We start from the raw sequence: 20,435 nt of genomic DNA on the forward strand, positions 1-20,435 counted from the left end.
AATTTGCTGATACACCGCTATCGCGAGCAGGCTCACTCCTACAAGGGATTGTGGTGATCCTGAAATCCGGGCAAAAAAATGCCGCTCATTTGAGCGGCATTTTTTGTTACTCGGAAGCCACGGCGTTCTTCGCCAGAATCGCATTCGCCAGTTCCATGTCTGTCGCCTGCAGGCCCGGATTGTCGGCGCGGACTTTCTGCATCGCTGCTTCCAGATACGGCCCACGAATGCCGCCGTCGCTGGCAACGAAACTGCCGGCATCGTCCTGAGCGGCGACGATCAGTTTGTGATCCTTGAAGGTCAGGTAAGTCGAACCGGTAGTCGCACCGGACGAAATGACGTTACGCCAAAAGCTGTCCGCCATGGCCGAACCAACGGGAAGGGACAGCAAGGCCAGTGTGGCAGCAGCAAGTTTGAGACGCATGATGAGATGACTCCTGGGGGGTTAACTGAGGCGTTGGATCGCCATTTCCCCGATCCGGTTCCGTACCCGGCTATTCGGCGTGTTCCACTAGCAAAACCGCACCCTGCTGCCCGGTCACGCGCACGCGTTCGCCGAGCGCTGTGTCCGGCCCGCGAGCGATCCACACGCCATCGGCCACCTTGATCTTGCCGCGACCGTCGACAATCGCCTCACTGACCACGAACACTTTGCCGATCAATTCCTGACCGCGCAGGTTCAGCAGTGGTTGATCGCTGCTGCGCACTGCCGTGCGCTGACGGCGCCACCAATACAGCGCCGTGAGAATCGAAAACACGGCAAACAGCAGCAGTTGAATCTCCCACGGCAGGGTTGGCAACACGAACGTAGTGACGCCGACAGCGGCCGCTGCCATGCCGATCCACAACAGGTAGCCGCCCGCCCCGAACACTTCGAGGATCAGCAACACGGTGCCCAGCCCCAGCCAGCTCCAGAAGGTGAACAGTTCGGTGGGCATGACTCAGGCCTTCTTGCCGTCGAAGGTCGCCTTGACGATTTCGCCGATCCCGCCCACGGCGCCGATCATCGAACTGGCTTCCAGCGGCATCAGGATCACTTTGCTGTTGTTGGCCGACGCCAGTTTGCCCAGCGCGTCGATGTATTTCTGTGCAACGAAATAGTTGACCGCCTGAACGTTACCGCCAGCGATGGCCTCGGACACCACTTTGGTCGCCTGAGCTTCGGCTTCGGCCTGACGCTCACGGGCTTCCGACTCGAGGAATGCGGCCTGACGACTACCTTCGGCTTCGAGAATCTGTGCCTGCTTCTTGCCCTCGGCGGTAAGGATCGCCGAGGCGCGCAGGCCTTCGGCTTCGAGGATTTGCGCGCGTTTGATCCGCTCGGCTTTCATCTGCCCGGACATCGCCGCCATCAGATCGGCAGGCGGGCTGATGTCCTTGATTTCGATCCGGGTGATCTTGATGCCCCACGGCGCGGTGGCTTCGTCGACGGTGCGCAGCAGACGTTCGTTGATGTTGTCACGCTGGCTGAGCATCGCATCGAGTTCCATCGAGCCGAGCACGGTGCGGATGTTGGTTTGCAGCAGATTACGAATGGCGTGCTCAAGGTTGTTCACCTCGTACGCGGCCTGGGCGGTGTTCACTACCTGGAAAAAGCACACCGCATCGATCTGCACCGTGGCGTTGTCGGCGGTGATGACTTCCTGCGGCGGGATATCCAGCACGCTTTCCATCACGTTGATCTTGCGCCCGATCCGGTCCATCACCGGAATGATGATGTTCAGCCCAGGCTTGAGGGTGTTGGTGTAGCGCCCGAAGCGCTCGACCGTCCACTCGAACCCTTGCGGCACGACTTTGAAGCCCATGAACAGGATGGCGACGGCCAGGGCCACAAACAGTAAAAGTACACTTCCGGTCTGCATAACGATTCCTTGTTGGATAGATCAGTGGCGCAAGTGTAACGGCGTGGCCCGGGGTTAAGAACTGATTGATGGCAATTTGCTCATTTGAGCTCACTCTGCGGCGTCACGCGCAACACCTCTTCAACCGTGGTCAGCCCTGCCGCAACTTTCTGCGCGCCGGACAGACGCAGGCTACGCATGCCTTCCTTGAAGGCCTGGCGCCGAATGGCGGTGAGGTCGGTATCCGGGGTAATGAAAGCCTTGAGGCTGTCGCTCAGTTGCATGATTTCGTAGACCCCGGCGCGGCCGCGATAGCCGGTGTCGCGGCATTCCACGCAACCGATGGCGCGTTGCGCGTTGCTCGGCAACGGCGCTTGCCACGGGCGGGTCAGGGTTTGCCAGTCTTCTTCTTCGAGCGTCAGCGGCGCCTTGCAATGCGGACACAAGGTGCGCACCAAACGCTGGGCCATGACCCCGAGCACGGTGGCTTTGATCAGGTAGTGCGGCACGCCGAGTTCGAGCAGACGACTGATCGCGCTGGGGGCGTCGTTGGTGTGCAATGTCGACAGCACCAAGTGTCCGGTGAGCGCCGCCTGAATCGCCATTTCAGCGGTTTCCAGGTCGCGGATCTCGCCGATCATGATGATGTCCGGGTCTTGCCGCATCAGTGCGCGCACGCCGGCGGCGAAGCTCAGGTCGATGTTGTGCTGCACCTGCATCTGGTTGAACGCCGGCTCGACCATCTCGATCGGGTCTTCGATGGTGCAGAGGTTGACCTCCGGCGTCGCCAGTTTTTTCAGCGTGGTGTACAGCGTGGTGGTCTTGCCCGAGCCGGTCGGCCCGGTGACCAGAATGATGCCGTTGGGCTGGCGGGTCATGTCCTGCCAGCGGCGCAGGTCATCGGCGCTGAAACCCAACTGGTCGAAATCCTTGAGCAGCACTTCCGGGTCGAAAATCCGCATGACCATTTTTTCGCCGAACGCTGTAGGCAGGGTCGAAAGGCGCAGCTCGACTTCACCGCCGTCCGGGGTCTTGGTCTTGACCCGGCCGTCCTGGGGTTTGCGCTTCTCGGCGACGTTCATCCGCCCGAGGCTTTTAAGGCGACTGACAATTGCCATGGTCACCTGCGGCGGGAATTGATAAACGTTGTGCAGCACGCCGTCGATGCGAAAGCGCACGGTGCCTTGCTCGCGGCGCGGTTCGATATGGATATCACTGGCCCGCTGCTGAAAGGCGTACTGAAACAGCCAGTCAACGATGTTGACGATGTGCGCGTCGTTGGCGTCCGGCTCCTGGTCGCTGGCGCCGAGGTTGAGCAGTTGTTCGAAATTGCCGAGGTTACCGCTCTGAGCGTCGGCATTGCTGGCGCCGCTGACCGATTTCGCCAGGCGGAAAAACTCGACACTGAAGCGCTGGATGTCCGCCGGGTTGGCCACCACCCGTTTGATTGGCAGCTTCAATACATGGGTGAGATCGGCCTCCCAGCCGGTGACATAAGGCTGGGCGCTGGCCACGGTGACCGAATCCCGGTCGACCGCCACGGCGAGAATCTTGTGCCGTTGTGCGAAGGCGTAGGACATCAATGGCGTGATCGCGGCGACGTTGATCTTTAGCGGATCGATACGCAAATACGGCTGGCCGGCCTGCTGCGCCAGCCACAGGGTCAGGCTCTCCAGGTCGAGGTGTTTGCCTGGACGGCTAAGGTCGTCGAGTTGCTGACTGGCGATGAATTCCAGCGGATGCATCTGGCCGTGGGCGGGGTGACGGCGACGGGCGTTCAGCGCCTGCTCCGCCGCGTCCTGGCCGATAAAGCCTTGGGCGACCAGTTCACGCAGCACCTCGTTGAGTTCCAGCCAGCGGTCCTGAGTGGCGAGTTGAACGGACATGCGGGCTTCCTTTTGAGCGACAGTGCGCAAAAGGATAGTCGTGGCCCCGCAGACCGTTGGGCCACTACCCGACGAAGCCGTTGCCGGATCTGTCAGCCGGCCGCTTGCGCAGGCGCATCCCAAGCGCTGTCGGCGTTTTGCAGATTGACCGTGCAGACGCTGATCAGGTTACGAAGTTTTTCCGCGATCACTTGCGCGCGATGCCAGCTCAATCCGCCCATGACCAGGTCGATCGACAGCAGATCGTCCATGCGCTGCACGTTGACCTGCTCGGGTGTGAGGAACTGCAACGCGAACAGGTTGAGCACCCGCACCAGCAAGTCCGGCTCAGCCTCTGCGAGGATCTGATACTGCGCCAGGCAATGGACGTTGCTGACGTTCCAGACATCGGCGCGGGTTGGCGGGGTGGTGACGGCTTCGAGGTGCGGCATGGCGAGTCTCCAAAATTTCTGGAGGAATTTTTACATTCGTCGCGGGGTATTTCTTGGCTATGATCGGCGTTAATGACGGTTGATCGAAAAGATCAATTCGCGGAAATACGTAATCGAGGTTTTTCTATGCACAGTGAGCTGGACAGCTACGACCGCAGGATTCTCGCCTTGCTGCAAGAGGACGCTTCACTGTCCAGCGCGCAGATCGCCGAGCAGGTGGGCTTGTCCCAGTCGCCGTGCTGGCGGCGGATTCAGCGGATGAAGGAGGAGGGCATCATTCGTGGCCAGGTGACCTTGCTCGATCGCAAGAAGATCGGCCTGAACACGCAGATCTTTGCCGAGATCAAACTCAACGCGCACGGGCGTTCGAACTTCACCGAGTTCACCGAGGCGATTCGCGGCTTTCCGGAAGTGCTGGAGTGTTATGTGCTGATGGGCGCGGTGGATTTTTTGCTGCGGATTGTCGCGGCGGACATCGAGGCGTATGAGCGGTTCTTTTTCGAGAAACTGTCGCTGGTGCCGGGGATTCAGGAAGTGAATTCGATTGTGGCGCTGTCGGAGATCAAATCCACCACCAGCCTGCCGGTTTGAGGTAAGGCGGCTGGCCTCTTCGCGAGCAGGCTCGCTCCCACAGGGGATTGCATTCCAATGTGGGAGCGAGCCTGCTCGCGAAAGCGGTATTACATGCGCAGGAGCATTTTCCACGCGCGATTCTGGTAAACCGCAATCGCCTGCTGCTTGCGTGCATCGAGCAGTTCGTCAGTGATCGTCGGCTCGTTGGCCAGTTGCGCCAGTTTGTTCAGTTCGCCGTACAAGCGATCCATTTCCGGGATTTCCAGCACGTTACGGGCGTGGTGCAGCCAGACCTGAATGCGCTCGATACGCGGCAGTTGCTCAGCCAGATCTTCCGGCTGCTGCTGATAACGCTGCAATTGCAGGGCCGTGGCTTCTTCGCCCAAGGTACGCGGCAGCCAGCTGTGCAACTGCGCACCGCCCTGACGATTGCCACGCACATTGCGCTCGGCGGTCCAGGTGCGAGCCAGCAACCAACGCGAAGTGTTCAGCGAGAACGAGCCCCAGCGCGGGTCTTCGAGTTCTTCGAGGAACTGCTCCGGCGCGGCTTTGCGCACGTCTTCGTCTTCGATACCGGCCTGGACCAGTGGGCGCCAGTCTTCCAGCAACGCATCCAGGGCAACGCGCAAGTCGTGAGTCGACTGACGCGGCGCGGCCTGGCCGAGGCTGCTGAGCAGGGCGCGCATTTCTGCAAGGTTCTCGACCCAGTCGAGCAACAGGCGCCAGTGGCCGTTGAAGCGATATTGTTCAGCCAGACGCTGGCTGCTGCCGAGCAAGTGCCAGCTCAGCGCGGCGAAGGCGTCGTCGAGTTGGGTTTCCGCGGTCAGCTCCGGTGCCGGCAGGCTCAGCGAGTAGCTGTTGGCGTCGTACAGACGATAACCGCGTTCGGCCTTGCTGATGTCGCACGGCATCAGCGCCAGGGTTTCCGCCAGTTCGGCAGCCAGTTCCAGCAGCGCGGCAGGCTCGCCTTCGCGCAGTTCCAGTTCCAGCTCGCAGATTTCTTCTTTCTGCTTGCCGACTACCACGTGACCGAGGTCCAGCGCGGCTTCGATAACCACTTTGGATTTGCCACGGCCCCAGGCGATTTCCGCACGTTCGCGGACGAAATCGGTGGTGAAGATCGGCTTGAGGGTTTTCTTGTCCAGCTCGGCCAGTGACTCGGGCCAGCATTCGCCGTCGAGTTTCTTCACGTCGAGCTTGGCTTTGGGCAACTTCCAGTCGTATTCATTACGCTCGGACAGACCGGCAACGCTCTGGCCACGGGTCTTGAGGGTCTGAATCACTTCGTCACCGTCCTTGCGCAGGCGCAGGGCAACTTTGGCCTGGGCCAGATCGCGCTCGGGGGTGTCGAAGTACTGGTTCATCAACTCACGGCGTTCCCAGCCACTTTTGTTGCGTTTTTTCAGTAACGGGTGCTCGCGCAGGGCGGCGAGGGTTTCGCGGCTGACGCGGAGTTTGATTTCGGTTTCTTTCTGCATGGCCGGAAAATCCAGGATCGGGAGCGCAGCCGGGGAATATGTGGCTGCCAAGGCCGTGCAGTGTACAGGACTGATTCGTCCTACGCCCTGCGGCGGTTTATTCCTGACGCCGGATGGTTCTATGATGGACCTCAAATCGGGAGTTGGAGTCAGCGATGCCTTTGCCGTCCATGCAAGACCAGTTCGCTGCGCTGATCGCCGCGCCATCGGTCAGCTGTACCCAACCGAACCTCGATCAGTCCAACCGCGCGGTGATCGATTTGCTCGCCGGCTGGCTGGGTGACCTCGGTTTCAGCTGCGATATCCAGCAGGTCAGCCCCGGCAAGTTCAACCTGCTCGCCAGTTTCGGCAGCGGCCCCGGCGGGCTGGTGCTGGCCGGGCACAGCGACACGGTGCCATACGACGATGCGTTGTGGCAGACCGATCCGCTGAAGCTCACTGAAGTCGATGGCCGCTGGGTCGGGTTGGGCAGTTGCGACATGAAAGGTTTCTTCGCGCTGATCATCGAAGCGGTGTTGCCGCTGCTCGATCAGCCGTTCAAGCAACCGCTGCTGATCCTCGCTACCTGCGATGAAGAAAGTTCGATGTCCGGCGCCCGCGCGCTGGCCGAGGCCGGGCGTCCGCTGGGCCGCGCAGCGGTGATCGGCGAGCCGACCGGACTCAAACCGATCCGCATGCACAAAGGCATCATGATGGAGCGCATCGACATCCTCGGGCAGAGCGGCCATTCGTCGGATCCGCGCCTGGGCCACAGCGCCCTTGAAGCGATGCACGATGCGATCGGCGAACTGCGCGGCCTGCGCCTGTTGTGGCAACGAGAATTCAATAACCCGCAGTTCAGCGTGCCGCAGCCGACGATGAACTTTGGCTGCATTCATGGTGGCGATAATCCCAACCGTATTTGTGGTCAGTGTTCGCTGGAATTCGATTTGCGACCACTGCCCGGCATGGACCCGAAAGTCCTGCGCGCGGAGATTCTGCGCAAGCTCAACCCGGTCGCCGAGCGGCATCAGGTGAAGATCGATTACAAGCCGTTGTTCCCGGAAGTGCCATCGTTTGAACAGTCGGAAGACGCCGAACTGGTGCGCATCGCCGAAAAGCTCACCGGTCATAGCGCCGAAGCAGTAGCGTTTGGTACCGAAGCGCCTTATCTTCAGCGCCTTGGCTGCGAAACCATCGTGCTCGGCCCCGGCGACATTGCCTGTGCGCATCAGCCCGGCGAGTACCTTGAAATGTCACGTTTGCAGCCTACCGTGCATCTATTACGGCAACTGATTGAACATTACTGCCTGACTGCTGACGAACGATGATTCATCCCTGTGGGAGCGAGCCTGCTCGCGAAAGCGCCAGTTCAGACACCTCGATGTCGACAGATACAGCGCTTTCGCGAGCAGGCTCGCTCCTACAGGGATTGTGTTTTGCCTGATCAAACGCTGTAAATTGCCAGCATCCCAACCCGTATTCATGAGGAGAGCGCGCGTGTCGCCAAGCCTGTTCCGACGATAACCATCAGCCCGCTGTGCGTTTTCCGTTTCGCCCCTTTTTAGGCTGCTATTTATTACAGGCCCAGGTTCATGCCCGAATACGTCAATTGGCTTCGTCACGCGTCCCCTTACATCAATGCCCACCGCGACTGCACCTTCGTCGTCATGCTGCCCGGCGACGGCGTCGAGCATCCGAATTTCGGCAACATCGTTCACGACATCGTCCTGCTGCACAGCCTTGGCGTGCGTCTGGTGTTGGTACACGGTTCGCGCCCGCAAATCGAAACCCGCCTCGCCGCGCGTGGCCTGACCCCGCATTACCACCACGGCATGCGCATCACCGATGCGGCAACGCTGGAATGTGTAATCGACGCGGTCGGCCAATTGCGGATCGCAATCGAAGCGCGTTTGTCGATGGACATGGCTTCGTCGCCGATGCAGGGCTCGCGTTTGCGCGTGGCCAGCGGCAACCTCGTCACCGCACGACCGATCGGCGTGCTCGAAGGCGTCGACTATCACCACACCGGCGAAGTGCGCCGGGTCGACCGCAAGGGCATCAATCGCCTGCTCGATGAGCGTTCGATCGTGCTGCTGTCGCCGCTGGGCTACTCGCCGACCGGGGAAATTTTCAACCTCGCCTGTGAAGACGTCGCCACCCGCGCCGCCATCGACCTGGGCGCAGACAAACTGCTGCTGTTCGGCGCCGACCTCGGCCTGATCGATGAGAACGGCAAGCTGGTGCGTGAGTTGCGTCCACAGCAAGTGCCGGCACATTTGCAGCGCCTTGGCAGCAACTATCAGGCGGAATTGCTCGATGCCGCCGCCGAGGCTTGCCGTGGCGGCGTGGCGCGCAGTCATATCGTCAGTTATGCCGAAGACGGCGCGCTGCTGACCGAGCTGTTCACCCGTGACGGTGGCGGTACGCTGGTCGCGCAGGAGCAATTCGAACTGGTGCGCGAAGCGGCGATTGAAGACGTCGGCGGCTTGCTCGACTTGATCAGTCCGCTGGAAGAGCAGGGGATTCTGGTGCGGCGTTCGCGCGAAGTGCTGGAGCGCGAGATCGAGCAGTTCAGCGTGGTCGAGCGTGAAGGCATGATCATCGCCTGTGCAGCGCTGTATCAGATTGCTGATTCCGATGCCGGTGAACTGGCGTGCCTGGCGGTAAACCCGGAGTATCGCCATGGCGGTCGCGGTGATGAACTGTTGGAGCGCATCGAAACCCGCGCACGAGCTCAGGGTTTGAAAACCTTGTTCGTCCTCACTACGCGTACTGCGCACTGGTTCCGCGAGCGTGGTTTCGAACCGAGCAGCGTTGAACGCCTGCCAGCGGCGCGGGCGTCGCTGTACAACTTTCAACGTAATTCTAAAATCTTCGAAAAGCCCCTATAAACCTCGTCGCTCCATTCGCGAGCAGGCTCGCTCCCACAGGAAAATGCATTCCAAAGTGTGGGAGCGAGCCTGCTCGCGAAGCTTTTATTGCGCCACAAACTTCGCGCTGACGTACGGCGAGTAGTCCGGCAGCACCGTCTCAACCTTGCCCTGTTCCTTCAAAAACTTCGCCGTCTCGCCAATCGCCTTCGCCGTGCCGCCCTCCAGCAGCGCCGTGGTTTGTTGCGCCTTGGCATCCGGGAACGCCGAACCTGCAAGCAAATCCGGTACATCAGCGGCATTGGCACCGGTCAGTTTGGCGATTTTCTGTACCGGCACCGAGTCAGCCGTCCAGCTGTCTTTATGCGCCGCGTAATCGGCAAATGAATCCAGCGTGACCTTGGCGAACTTCGCTACTACGTCTGGATGCTTCTCGGCAAAATCCTTGCGCGCGACCCAGACTTCGAAGGTTGGCGCACCCCACTGACCGACCTGTGCGGCATCGGTCAGGGTCTTGCCGGTCTTGCGGATTTCCCCCAGCGCCGGCGACCAGACAAATGCGCCATCGATATCGCCACGCTTCCACGCCGCTGCGATCTCTGCCGGTTGCAGGTTCACCACTTTGACTTTCGAGGCGTCCAGGCCCCAGTGCTTGAGGGCGCCGAGCAGGCTGTAGTGTGAGGTCGAAACGAAAGGTGTGGCGATGGTTTTGCCGACCAGGTCCTGGGGGGTGTTGATACCGCTGCCATTACGCACCACCAGCGCTTCGGCGGCATTGATCTGCGCCGAAACGATGAACGCCACAATCGGCAGATTGCGCGAAGCGGCAGCGGCTAACGGGCTGGAACCGAGGTTGCCGATCTGCACGTCACCCGAAGCAATGGCTGTCACAACTTCCGGGCCACTGTTGAAGCGACGCCAGTCGATTTTCTCGCCGATGGTTTTCTCGTAGACGCCGTCGGCTTGCGGGACTTTGCTCGGGTCGATACCGGTTTGATAGCCGACGGTGAGGTTGGCGGCATGGGCGGAAAAAGAAATCAGTGCTGATACACAAACTGTAACAAATTGACTAGATAGTGCGCGTTTGGCCATCATGGCGTCGCCTTTTCGATAGGGTTTGACGAATTGCGGTTGCGCCAAAGCTAATTGATATAAAAAAAGGCTAACAAATACCATTTAGGAATGAGCTTAGTCGCCGATACGCTGTTTCCCGGCGGAGGTGGCACGATACTGGCCATATTCCGAAATGATATGAAAAAGAATGAATAAATTCTTTTTGGGTTTATCAGGAAATCTTTACTCTGCACGGACCAAATCACTGCGATTAGACCTTGGTCGTAGACATACAAGGTTACGATTGACTTGTCAGTCACGGTCTGGCGCTAATCGCGCATCTTAGGACCCAGGGCATCAGACCCCGGGCCAGGAACACAAGAATTAGAAACGAGAGGAGCTTTACATGAACAAGTCCACCTTGGCCCTGGCTGTGGCCGTAGGGGTTATGGCGCAGCAGGCAGGCGCCGCCGGTTTCATCGAAGACAGCAAAGCTACTTTGGGGCTGCGTAACTTCTACATCAACAACGACAACCGTGACAGCGCTGCCGGCAGCGCCGCCAGCAAGACTGCCGGTGTTCAGAGCAAGAACGAAGAGTGGGGCCAAGCGTTCGATCTTCGCTTCATCTCCGGTTACACCCAAGGCACCGTAGGTTTCGGTATCGACGCCATCGGCCTGCTGGGCGTGCGTCTGGATTCGGGCGGCGGCACTAACGGCGCTACCGGCACCTCCTACGGCGGCACCGTGTTCCCAAGCGAGCACAACGGTGATGCTGTTGATAACTTCTCCAGCCTGGGCCTGACTGCCAAAGCCAAGATCTCCCAGACCGAACTGAAATTGGGCACCCTGCAGCCAAAACTGCCAGTGATCGTGACCAACGATGGTCGTCTGGTGCCACAAACCTGGCAGGGTGGCCAGATCACTTCCAGCGACATCAAGGACCTGACCCTGGTCGGCGGTCAGATCGAAGCTGTGAAAGGTCGTAACTCCAGCAACAACGAGAACCTGTCCATTGGTGGCGCCAACGCGCGTATCGCCAACAGCAACAAGTTCTACTACGCCGGTGGTGACTACAAGATCACCAAAGACCTGACTGCCCAGTACTACTACGGCAACTTGGAAGACTTCTACAAGCAACACTTCCTGGGTCTGGTCCACAACTGGGCAATCGGCCCGGGCGTGCTGAAGTCTGACTTGCGCTACTTCCACAGCACCGATGATGGCAACAACGGCAACACCACCACTTACTTCAGCAACGGTAACTACGTTGGTAACGTCAGTGGTAAAGGCCCGGTTGACAACAACCTGTACAGCGGCCTGTTCCTGTACACCGTTGCTGGCCACACTTTCGGCGGCGGCTACCAGGTTTCCAACGGCAGCAGCGACTTCCCTTGGTTGAACCAGGGCGACGGTTCGTCGAACTACACCATCACCGACATGCAAATCCAGAAGTTCGGCCGTGCTGGCGAACGTACCTGGCAAGCACGCTACTCGTATGACTTCGCCAAAGTCGGCGTTCCAGGTCTGACGGCTGGTGTGGTTTACCTGCGCGGCGACAATATCGACACCGTGGGTGCCAACCGCGTTGAGAACGGCAGCGGCCGTTCCGAGTGGGAGCGCGACTTCACCGTTGGTTACGTCGTACCTGAAGGCCCGCTGAAAAACGTTGGCCTGATGTGGAAAAACGCTACCTGGCGCAACGACATCCCAGGTCAGCGTGACCAGGATGAAAACCGCCTGATCGTCAGCTACTCGATCCCGCTGCTGTAATAGCGCGTTTCGATTCGTTGATGTAAAAAAAGCCCCGTCCGGCATCGCGCCGGACGGGGCTTTTGCGTTTTCGAGTCAGGCCCACCCCCGTAAGCCTTCCCCGAATTTCCCTCTTTACTGCAACTCAAGGCCTTCTCGAACCTTGCGACCGATGTTCGTCGGGATGCCGTTCAGCGTCCAGTGAACAGATGTTTAATATTCGTTAATGATATAGATATCTAGTTATTTATTCTTTTTCACGATGGTGAATCCCGGGCTACAGTTGAGGTCTCGAACAACTCATCAGGAGCAGCATCATGAGCCTCAGACTCGGCGACATCGCCCCCGATTTCGAACAGGATTCCAGCGCCGGCAAGATTCGTTTTCACGAATGGCTGGGCGATAGCTGGGGCGTGCTGTTCTCCCACCCGGCGGACTTCACCCCGGTGTGCACCACGGAGCTGGGCTTCACCGCCAAGCTCAAGGATGAGTTCAGCAAGCGCGGTGTCAAAGCCATTGCGCTGTCGGTCGACCCGGTGGACTCACACCACAAGTGGATCGAAGACATCAACGAAACCCAGAACACCATCGTCAACTTTCCTATCCTGGCCGATGCCGATCGCAAAGTTTCCGACCTCTACGATCTGATCCACCCGAACGCCAACGACACGCTGACCGTGCGTTCGCTGTTCGTGATCGATCCGAACAAGAAGATTCGCCTGACCATCACTTACCCGGCGAGCACCGGGCGCAACTTCCACGAGATTCTGCGGGTGATCGATTCGCTGCAGCTCACCGACAACTACAAGGTGGCCACCCCGGCCAACTGGCAGGACGGTGAAGAGGTGGTGATCGTGCCTTCGCTCAAGGATGAAGACGAAATCAAAAAGCGCTTTCCGAAAGGCTATCGCGCGGTGAAACCGTACCTGCGCCTGACGCCACAGCCGAACAAGTGAGATCTGCGGTGTAGTCACCACCGCCATCGCGAGCAGGCTCACTCCTACAGGGAAACGCATTCCAAATGTAGGAGTGAGCCTGCTCGCGATGGCGTTAGTCCAGTCACCACGGAACCACTAAGCAGGGGATTTCAGGCCGTTTCGACGGCCTTTTTTTTCGCCCGGAACAAAGTGAATCTCATATCTCCAAAACGCATAACCAAATGAATAAATATGATTTATGGATATATAAATCAGCTGGTAAGGTCACTCCATCGAAGCGAGATCGCAACCCGCGAATCGCCTGCAACGCTTAAGGAATTGTCTCAATGCTGGTCGTCTCACTCGGTGGCAGCCCCAGCCTGCGCTCCCGTTCCGGAGTGCTGCTGGAACGCTCGCAACGTTGGTTGCAGCAGCAAGGGGTGGAAGTGGTGAGTTATCAGGTGCGGGACTTCCCGGCCGAGGATTTGCTCCATGCCCGCTTCGACAGCCCGAAGGTGCTCGACCTGCTGCAACAGATTGAAAACGCCGATGGCCTGCTGATCGCCACACCGGTTTACAAAGCGTCGTTCTCCGGCGCTCTGAAGACCCTGCTGGACCTGCTGCCCGAGCGCGCCTTGAACCACAAGATTGTCTTGCCGATGGCCACTGGCGGCAGCATCGCCCACATGCTGGTGGTCGATTACGCCCTCAAGCCCGTGTTGTCGGCATTGAAAGCCCAGGAAATGCTCCAGGGGATTTTCGCCGAGGACAGCCAGATCGCTTACGGCGAAGGCAGTGCCGCAGCACAACTGGCACCGGCGCTGGAGCAGCGACTGCATGAAGCGCTGGATCAGTTTGTCGGCGCCATGGCGCGCCGGCCAAAGCCGTTGGAACCGGGCCTGTTGAACGAACGTTTGTTGAGTGCTCGCTGGAGCATTTAAGCCTCATCGAAATTTGAAGTACTGGCCTTACTCGCCCGCCAACGGGCAAGCAGGTGCAGCCAAAACCCAACAGCAAAAAGGAGAGCGCTATGCGCACTGTATTTTTGCGTCGTGGTCTGGTCGCTCTGTTTGCTGCGGCTGTCACCTTCGGCGCCATCACTCAAGCTCAAGCCGAGACTCTTCGGATCGGTTATCAGAAGTACGGCACGTTGGTGCTGCTCAAGGCCAAGGGCACTTTGGAAAAACGTCTGGCCGCCCAAGGCGTCGACGTGCAATGGACTGAATTCCCCGGCGGCCCGCAGCTGCTGGAAGGCCTGAACGTCGGCTCGATCGACTTCGGTGTCACCGGCGAAACCCCGCCAGTTTTTGCTCAGGCTGCCGGCGCCGATTTGCTTTACGTCGCTTATGAACCACCAGCGCCGAACAGCGAAGCGATCCTTGTGCCGAAAGACTCGCCGATCAAATCGGTGGCCGATCTCAAAGGCAAGAAAGTCGCGCTGAACAAAGGCTCCAACGTCCACTACCTGCTGGTGCGTGCGCTGGAAGACGCCGGTCTCAAGTACACCGATATTCAAACCGTATTCCTGCCGCCGGCGGATGCTCGCGCTGCGTTCGAACGTGGCAGCGTCGACGCCTGGGTCATCTGGGATCCGTACCAGGCTGCCGCCGAGAAACAACTGCAAGCGCACACCCTGCGCGACGGCAAAGGCATCGTCGACAACCACCAGTTCTACCTCGCGACCAAGCCTTACGCCGAGAAAAATCCTCAGGTGATCAAGACCCTCGTCGAGGAAGTGCGCGCCGTTGGCGAGTGGTCGAAAGCCAACCCTGAAGACGTGACCCAACAAGTTGCGCCACTGCTCGGCCTGCCGGCGGACATCACTCTGACCTCGGTGAAACGCCAGGGCTACGGCGCGCTGTTCCTGACCCCGGAAGTGGTCGCCGCGCAGCAGAAAATCGCTGACACGTTCTACCAGCTCAAGCTGATTCCCAAGCCGCTGAGCATCAAGGATGTGATCTGGACACCACCGGCCGCTGTGGCTAAAGCGCAGTAATTCGAATTCCTAAGGAGACCACTCCATGAGCCTCAATATCTTCTGGTTCCTGCCTACCCACGGCGACGGCCATTACCTTGGCACCGCCGAAGGCGCTCGCGCCGTCGACCACGGTTATCTGCAACAGGTCGCGCAAGCGGCGGATCGTCTGGGCTTCGGCGGTGTGCTGATCCCCACCGGCCGCTCTTGCGAAGACTCGTGGTTGGTGGCGGCGTCGCTGATCCCGGTGACCCAGCGTCTGAAGTTCCTCGTTGCCCTGCGCCCCGGGATCATTTCCCCGACGGTGGCAGCGCGGCAGGCAGCCACGCTGGATCGTCTGTCCGGCGGCCGTGCGCTGTTCAACCTCGTGACTGGCGGTGACCCGGAAGAATTGGCTGGCGACGGTCTGTTTCTCAGCCACGAAGAACGCTATCAGGCCTCGGTGGAATTCACCCGCATCTGGCGTCGTGTGCTCGAAGGCGAAACCGTCGATTACGACGGTCAGCACATCAGCGTGAAAGGCGCCAAGTTGCTCTACCCGCCGATCCAGCAACCACGGCCGCCGCTGTACTTCGGTGGCTCGTCGGAAGCGGCGCAGGACTTGGCTGCTGAACAAGTGGAAATGGTCCTGACCTGGGGCGAGCCGCCAGCAGCGGTGGCCGAGAAGATTGCACAAGTTCGCGCCAAGGCCGCCAAGCTCGGCCGCACCGTACGCTTCGGCATTCGTCTGCACGTGATCGTCCGTGAAACCAACGCTGAAGCGTGGCAAGCGGCGGATCGGCTGATCTCGCACCTGGACGACGACACCATCGCTCGCGCTCAAGCTTCTCTGGCGCGTTTCGATTCGGTCGGCCAGCAACGCATGGCTGCGCTGCATGGCGGTAGCCGCGACAACCTCGAAGTCAGCCCGAACCTCTGGGCCGGCGTTGGCCTGGTGCGCGGTGGTGCCGGTACGGCGCTGGTCGGCGATGGCCCGACCGTGGCCGCTCGCGTGAAGGAATATGCGGATCTGGGCATCGACACCTTCATTTTCTCCGGTTATCCACACCTCGAAGAGTCGTATCGCGTCGCTGAACTGCTGTTCCCGCACCTCGACATCGAGCGTCCGGAACTGCCGAAAAGCGCCGGTTATGTCAGCCCGTTCGGCGAGATGGTCGCCAACGACATTCTTCCCAAAGCCGCGTCGCAGAGCTGAGGCGCGCCATGAAGAAAATCATCCACAGCCTCGCGCCCTGGGCGTTGCCGGTGTTGTTGCTGGCGGTGTGGCAGTTGTCGGTGTCGGCCGGTTGGTTGTCGACACGGATTCTGCCGGCACCGGTGGCGGTGATCGAAGCCGGCGTGAGCCTGGTACGCAGCGGCGAAATCTGGACGCACTTGGCGATCAGCGGCTGGCGCGCGGCACTCGGTTTTACCATCGGCGGTAGCATCGGTCTGGTCCTGGGTTTCATCACCGGCCTGTCGAAATGGGGCGAACGCCTGCTCGACAGCTCGGTGCAGATGATCCGCAACGTGCCGCACTTGGCGCTGATTCCGCTGGTGATCCTGTGGTTCGGCATCGACGAGTCGGCGAAGATTTTTCTGGTGGCGTTGGGCACGCTGTTCCCGATTTACCTCAACACCTATCACGGCATCCGTAACGTCGACCCGGCGCTGGTGGAGATGGCGCGCAGTTATGGCCTCTCCGGTTTCAGCTTGTTCTGGCAGGTGATTCTGCCGGGTGCACTGCCTTCGATTCTGGTCGGTGTGCGCTTCGCCCTGGGCTTTATGTGGCTGACGCTGATCGTCGCCGAAACCATTTCCGCCAGCTCCGGCATCGGCTATCTGGCGATGAACGCCCGCGAGTTTTTGCAGACCGACGTGGTGGTGCTGGCGATCCTGCTTTACGCGGTGCTCGGCAAACTCGCTGACCTCGCGGCCCGTGGACTTGAACGTGTGTGGTTGCGTTGGCACCCGGCCTATCAGGTTGCCAAAGGAGGTGCGGCATGACTGCTCAACAACCTCCACGCCTGCTGCGCGGGATTCCGCTGGCGGTGCGCAACCTGCAGAAAACCTTCGGCGCGCGGCAGGTGCTGCGTGACATCGATCTGCACATTCCGGCGGGGCAATTTGTCGCCGTTGTCGGGCGCAGCGGCTGTGGCAAAAGTACCTTGCTGCGTTTGCTCGCTGGGCTTGATCAACCGACTGGCGGCGACTTGCTGGCTGGTTCTGCGCCGCTCAGCGATGCGCGGGAAGACACCCGATTGATGTTCCAGGAAGCGCGTCTGCTGCCGTGGAAAAAGATCATCGACAACGTCGGCTTGGGCCTTAAAGGCAACTGGCGTCCGAAAGCTCTCGAAGCACTGGACGCGGTGGGTCTGGCCGATCGCGCCAATGAGTGGCCGGCGGCGTTGTCTGGCGGACAGAAGCAGCGCGTTGCACTGGCGCGGGCGCTGATCCATCAACCGCGCCTGCTGTTGCTCGACGAACCGCTCGGCGCGCTGGATGCGCTGACCCGCATTGAAATGCAGCAACTGATCGAGCGTCTCTGGCAGCAACACGGCTTCACCGTGCTGCTGGTGACCCACGACGTCAGCGAAGCGGTGGCGATTGCCGACCGGGTGATTCTGATCGAGGACGGCGAAGTCGGCCTCGACCTGCATGTGGAGCTGCCGCGGCCGCGAGTGCGTGGTTCGCACCGACTGGCAGCGCTGGAAACCGAAGTGCTTAACCGTGTTCTCTCCCTGCCCGGCGAACCGCCGGCGCCGGAACCTGTTTCACCACTGCCTACGCAACTGCGTTGGGCGCAATGAAGCAGCTGCGAGCTTCAAGCTGCAAGCTACAAGTAGAAGCGCTGTGCTTTTGCTTGCCGCTTGAAGCTTGCCACTTGCCGCTTATTTCGACCTCAGGAGAAATATCATGACTATCAAAGCCATCAACGTCCGTAACCAGTTCAAAGGCTCGATCAAGGAAATCGTCCTCGGCGACGTGCTGTCGGAAATCGACGTGCAGACCGCTTCGGGCATCGTCACTTCGGTGATCACCACCCGCTCGGTCAAGGAGCTGGAACTGGTGGTCGGCAGCGAAGTGATCGCCTTTGTGAAATCCACCGAGGTGTCGATCGCCAAGTTGTAAGCCGGTGAGTAAAAAACAACCCCGGAGGGCGTGAGCCCTTCGGGGTTTTTTGTGCCTGATCTGAAAGCTGCGGTGCGGCCTTCGCGAGCAGGCTCGCTCCCACAGGGGATCGCATTCCAAATGTGGGAGCGAGCCTGCTCGCGAAGAGGTCAGTCAGATCACTAGAGATCTTTTGGGTAGATACGGCGGTAGATACAGGCCGATATAAGCATCAAACACGCGCATCCCTTCCTCGGCCATGCGCGGCGTAATCTGCCCATGCTGTTGCACCGAGCGCGCATACACCCGGTCACCCAACTCCATCGCCAAGGCAAACACATCGACATCCTTCGGCAGCCTCGGCAACTCGAAGTGATGATCGAACAGCTTGTGCATCAGGTCGCCCAACTCAATATCGTGCTGGCGGTCAGCCTGAGTCACTTCGGTCAGACCATGCTGCGCGAGGATCAACTGACGCGCCGCCGCGTCTTCGTCGTAGATCTCCAGCATCCGTTGCTCGACCAGTCGCGACAGATCACGCCAGTCACGCAGCGCTTCATGATCAATCGGCGCTTGCAGGCAGGCGCGAAACGCCGCGTGCACATCCGCCGTCAGCGCTTCGAGCAGTGCCGGGACGCTGGCGAAGAAGTGGTACACGGAGGAGGGCGGAATCTGCGCGCGCTCGGCGACGCTGTAGATCGACAGACTCGCCACACCCTCGGCGGCCAGCAATGTGCGCGCGGCGTCGAGTATCGAGTCGATGCGCGCCTGGCTGCGGGCACGGGGTTTGCGGACGGGGGCGGGTCGCGTCATGGAAGTCTCCTGCGGGGCAGCGGGCATTGTACGAGCCGGCTCTTGTGTTGTCTGCCAGTACGCCTTCGTCGGAACGCCGCCCGGAGCCGGCTCGCTCCCACATTTGATCTCCAGTGAACTTGGGTATTTGTACACACAGCACCTTGTGGGAGCGAGCCTGCTCGCGAACCGCCGCAGGCGGCCATTCACCCCAACCCCAGGAATTTGTGTTCGGCCATAAAAAACGCCGTGGGCTATGACAGCCGACGGCGTTTTTATCTGGTTCGCAATCCGCTTAAACGGTATGCAGATACCAGTTGTACTCAAGGTCGGAGATGGAGTGTTCGAACTCCTCCAGCTCACTTTCCTTGCAGGCGACGAAGATATCGATGTACTTCGGATCGATGTACTTGGCCATCACCTCGCTGTCGTCCAGCTCGCGCAGGGCATCGCGCAAGTTGTTCGGCAGGCTTTGCTCGTTCTGCTCGTAGCTGTTGCCTTCGACAGGCGCGCCCGGTTCGATCTTGTTGGTCAGACCGTGGTGCACGCCGGCCAGAACCGAAGCCATCAGCAGGTACGGGTTGGCATCGGCGCCGGCCACGCGGTGTTCGATACGTACGGCATCGGACGAGCCGGTCGGTACGCGAATCGCTACGGTGCGGTTGTCCAGGCCCCAGCACGGCGAGTTCGGCACGTAGAACTGTGCGCCGAAACGACGGTAGGAGTTGACGTTCGGGCAGAGGAAAGCCATCTGCGCGGGCAGGGTCTCGAGCACACCGCCGATCGCGTGACGCAGCGCGGCGTTCTGCTCGGGATCCTCGCTGGCAAAAATGTTTTTGCCTTCTTTATCCAGAATCGAAATGTGTACGTGCAGACCATTACCTGCCTGGCCCGGGTACGGCTTGGCCATGAAGGTGGTGTCCATTTCATGGTCGTAGGCGATGTTCTTGATCAGACGCTTGAGCAGTACCGCGTAGTCGCACGCCTTGATCGGGTCGGCGACGTGGTGCAGGTTCACTTCGAACTGCGCCGGGGCACTTTCCTTGACGATGGCGTCGGCCGGGATGCCTTGCTCTTTGGCACCTTCCAGAATGTCCTGGAGGCAGTCGACGTATTCGTCGAGGTCGTCGATCAGGTAGACCTGCGTCGAGTGCGGGCGTTTGCCGGAGATCGGCGAGCGTGGCGGCTGTGGACGACCGTTCACGTTTTCCTGATCGATCAGGTAGAACTCGAGTTCGAATGCGGCGCAGATGGTCAGGCCCAGCTCGTCAAACTTTGCAACAACTTGACGGAGCACTTCGCGCGGATCGGCGAAGAATGGGTCACCTTCGAGTTCGTGCATGGTCATCAACAGTTGCGCGGTCGGGCGCTTCTGCCATGGCTCGTTGCACAGGGTATCGGGGATCGGATAGCAGATACGATCGGCGTCGCCGATGTCCAGGCCCAGGCCGGTGCTTTCCACCGTTGAACCGTTGATATCCAGAGCAAATAGAGAGGCCGGCAGGTTGATGCCTTTCTCGTAAACCTTGTGGAGGCTGGTGCGTTCAATGCGCTTGCCGCGCACCACACCATTCATATCCGCAATCAGAAGGTCAACGTACAGAACCTCAGGATGTTCCTTAAGGAACGCGTTCGCTTCGTTAAGCTGAACGGCACGCGGGGGTACCGACATGATGCAACACCTTTGTTGTTAAAAATATCAATCATTGATCTTTTCTGGTTTCAGTCAACCCGAACGGCCTGCCGAAGTCAAGCGAGGCCTTTTTTGCCCTAAAAAAGCGCTGTGAGGGCATTTAT

The 20,435-nt window shown here is 59.8% G+C and carries 20 protein-coding genes; 11 read left to right on the forward strand and 9 right to left on the reverse strand.

All coding sequences use genetic code 11. The annotated features are described in order from the left end of the window. Positions 1–106 precede the first annotated feature (106 nt). The 5 genes from KBP52_RS19895 to KBP52_RS19915 all read right to left on the reverse strand — a co-directional run bounded on the left by KBP52_RS19895 (position 107) and on the right by KBP52_RS19915 (position 4,158). Positions 107–427, reverse strand: a complete 321-nt coding sequence (locus KBP52_RS19895) for a DUF2388 domain-containing protein (protein ID WP_212623149.1) — start codon at positions 425–427, stop codon at positions 107–109. Positions 428–494: 67 nt separating this feature from the next. After that, complete coding sequence (locus KBP52_RS19900; protein WP_077574968.1) at positions 495–938, reverse strand: NfeD family protein; 444 nt, start codon at positions 936–938, stop codon at positions 495–497. A 3-nt stretch (positions 939–941) separates the two neighbouring features. After that, positions 942–1,862, reverse strand: a complete 921-nt coding sequence (locus KBP52_RS19905; protein ID WP_016983812.1) for an SPFH domain-containing protein — start codon at positions 1,860–1,862, stop codon at positions 942–944. An 80-nt stretch (positions 1,863–1,942) separates the two neighbouring features. Continuing rightward, positions 1,943–3,727 carry a GspE/PulE family protein gene (locus KBP52_RS19910; RefSeq protein WP_212620811.1) on the reverse strand — a complete coding sequence of 595 codons (1,785 nt, stop codon included), beginning with the start codon at positions 3,725–3,727 and terminating at the stop codon, positions 1,943–1,945. A gap of 92 nt (positions 3,728–3,819) precedes the next feature. Further along, positions 3,820–4,158 (reverse strand): hypothetical protein, encoded by a 339-nt coding sequence (locus tag KBP52_RS19915; protein ID WP_212620812.1) that lies wholly within the window; start codon positions 4,156–4,158, stop codon positions 3,820–3,822. A gap of 126 nt (positions 4,159–4,284) precedes the next feature. Here KBP52_RS19915 and KBP52_RS19920 point away from each other — a divergent pair, with 126 nt between their 5' ends. Then, complete coding sequence (locus KBP52_RS19920) at positions 4,285–4,749, forward strand: Lrp/AsnC family transcriptional regulator (RefSeq protein WP_027610503.1); 465 nt, start codon at positions 4,285–4,287, stop codon at positions 4,747–4,749. 89 nt (positions 4,750–4,838) lie between these two features. Here the strand turns inward: KBP52_RS19920 and KBP52_RS19925 are convergent, their stop codons facing one another. After that, the gene (locus KBP52_RS19925) at positions 4,839–6,209 is read right to left on the reverse strand and encodes a CYTH domain-containing protein (protein ID WP_212620813.1); all 1,371 of its coding nucleotides are present in this window, start codon (positions 6,207–6,209) and stop codon (positions 4,839–4,841) included. A gap of 155 nt (positions 6,210–6,364) precedes the next feature. Here KBP52_RS19925 and argE point away from each other — a divergent pair, with 155 nt between their 5' ends. Beyond that, on the forward strand, positions 6,365–7,519 hold the full coding sequence (argE, locus tag KBP52_RS19930; RefSeq protein WP_038359003.1) for an acetylornithine deacetylase: 1,155 nt from the start codon (positions 6,365–6,367) through the stop codon (positions 7,517–7,519). A gap of 264 nt (positions 7,520–7,783) precedes the next feature. After that, the gene (gene argA, locus KBP52_RS19935; protein WP_034151976.1) at positions 7,784–9,082 is read left to right on the forward strand and encodes an amino-acid N-acetyltransferase; all 1,299 of its coding nucleotides are present in this window, start codon (positions 7,784–7,786) and stop codon (positions 9,080–9,082) included. 84 nt (positions 9,083–9,166) lie between these two features. Here argA and tauA read toward each other — a convergent pair whose 3' ends face one another. Beyond that, the gene (tauA, locus tag KBP52_RS19940; RefSeq protein WP_212623150.1) at positions 9,167–10,153 is read right to left on the reverse strand and encodes a taurine ABC transporter substrate-binding protein; all 987 of its coding nucleotides are present in this window, start codon (positions 10,151–10,153) and stop codon (positions 9,167–9,169) included. A 367-nt stretch (positions 10,154–10,520) separates the two neighbouring features. Between tauA and KBP52_RS19945 the strand changes: the two genes are divergently transcribed. The 8 genes from KBP52_RS19945 (at position 10,521) to KBP52_RS19980 (ending at position 17,867) form a co-directional block, all read left to right on the forward strand. Further along, a complete protein-coding gene (locus tag KBP52_RS19945; RefSeq protein WP_095049405.1) occupies positions 10,521–11,885 on the forward strand; it encodes an OprD family porin in 1,365 nt (454 codons plus the stop codon). Positions 11,886–12,181: 296 nt separating this feature from the next. Further along, positions 12,182–12,820: a peroxiredoxin gene (locus KBP52_RS19950; RefSeq protein WP_122604481.1), complete on the forward strand. Its 639-nt coding sequence runs from the start codon at positions 12,182–12,184 to the stop codon at positions 12,818–12,820. Between the two features lie 308 nt (positions 12,821–13,128). Beyond that, entirely contained in the window at positions 13,129–13,722 is a 594-nt protein-coding gene (ssuE, locus tag KBP52_RS19955; RefSeq protein ID WP_034151973.1) for an NADPH-dependent FMN reductase, read from the forward strand. Between the two features lie 89 nt (positions 13,723–13,811). Beyond that, on the forward strand, positions 13,812–14,777 hold the full coding sequence (locus KBP52_RS19960; protein WP_137218529.1) for a sulfonate ABC transporter substrate-binding protein: 966 nt from the start codon (positions 13,812–13,814) through the stop codon (positions 14,775–14,777). Between the two features lie 25 nt (positions 14,778–14,802). Beyond that, complete coding sequence (gene ssuD / locus KBP52_RS19965) at positions 14,803–15,951, forward strand: FMNH2-dependent alkanesulfonate monooxygenase (protein ID WP_018928626.1); 1,149 nt, start codon at positions 14,803–14,805, stop codon at positions 15,949–15,951. Positions 15,952–15,959: 8 nt separating this feature from the next. After that, entirely contained in the window at positions 15,960–16,742 is a 783-nt protein-coding gene (ssuC, locus tag KBP52_RS19970; RefSeq protein ID WP_003229260.1) for an aliphatic sulfonate ABC transporter permease SsuC, read from the forward strand. Then, on the forward strand, positions 16,739–17,545 hold the full coding sequence (gene ssuB / locus KBP52_RS19975) for an aliphatic sulfonates ABC transporter ATP-binding protein (RefSeq protein ID WP_007913838.1): 807 nt from the start codon (positions 16,739–16,741) through the stop codon (positions 17,543–17,545). The genes ssuC and ssuB overlap by 4 nt, the downstream gene beginning before the upstream one ends. A 106-nt stretch (positions 17,546–17,651) precedes the next feature. After that, the gene (locus KBP52_RS19980) at positions 17,652–17,867 is read left to right on the forward strand and encodes a TOBE domain-containing protein (protein WP_003229256.1); all 216 of its coding nucleotides are present in this window, start codon (positions 17,652–17,654) and stop codon (positions 17,865–17,867) included. Positions 17,868–18,020: 153 nt separating this feature from the next. On the opposite strand, the gene KBP52_RS19985 is transcribed toward KBP52_RS19980, so the two are convergent. Continuing rightward, positions 18,021–18,659 (reverse strand): TetR/AcrR family transcriptional regulator, encoded by a 639-nt coding sequence (locus KBP52_RS19985; RefSeq protein ID WP_212620814.1) that lies wholly within the window; start codon positions 18,657–18,659, stop codon positions 18,021–18,023. A 274-nt stretch (positions 18,660–18,933) separates the two neighbouring features. Then, positions 18,934–20,310 (reverse strand): glutamine synthetase family protein, encoded by a 1,377-nt coding sequence (locus KBP52_RS19990; RefSeq protein ID WP_007913842.1) that lies wholly within the window; start codon positions 20,308–20,310, stop codon positions 18,934–18,936. Positions 20,311–20,435: the final 125 nt, after the last annotated feature.

The organism is Pseudomonas sp. SCA2728.1_7 (assembly GCF_018138145.1).
Classification (GTDB): Bacteria; Pseudomonadota; Gammaproteobacteria; order Pseudomonadales; family Pseudomonadaceae; genus Aquipseudomonas; species Aquipseudomonas koreensis_A.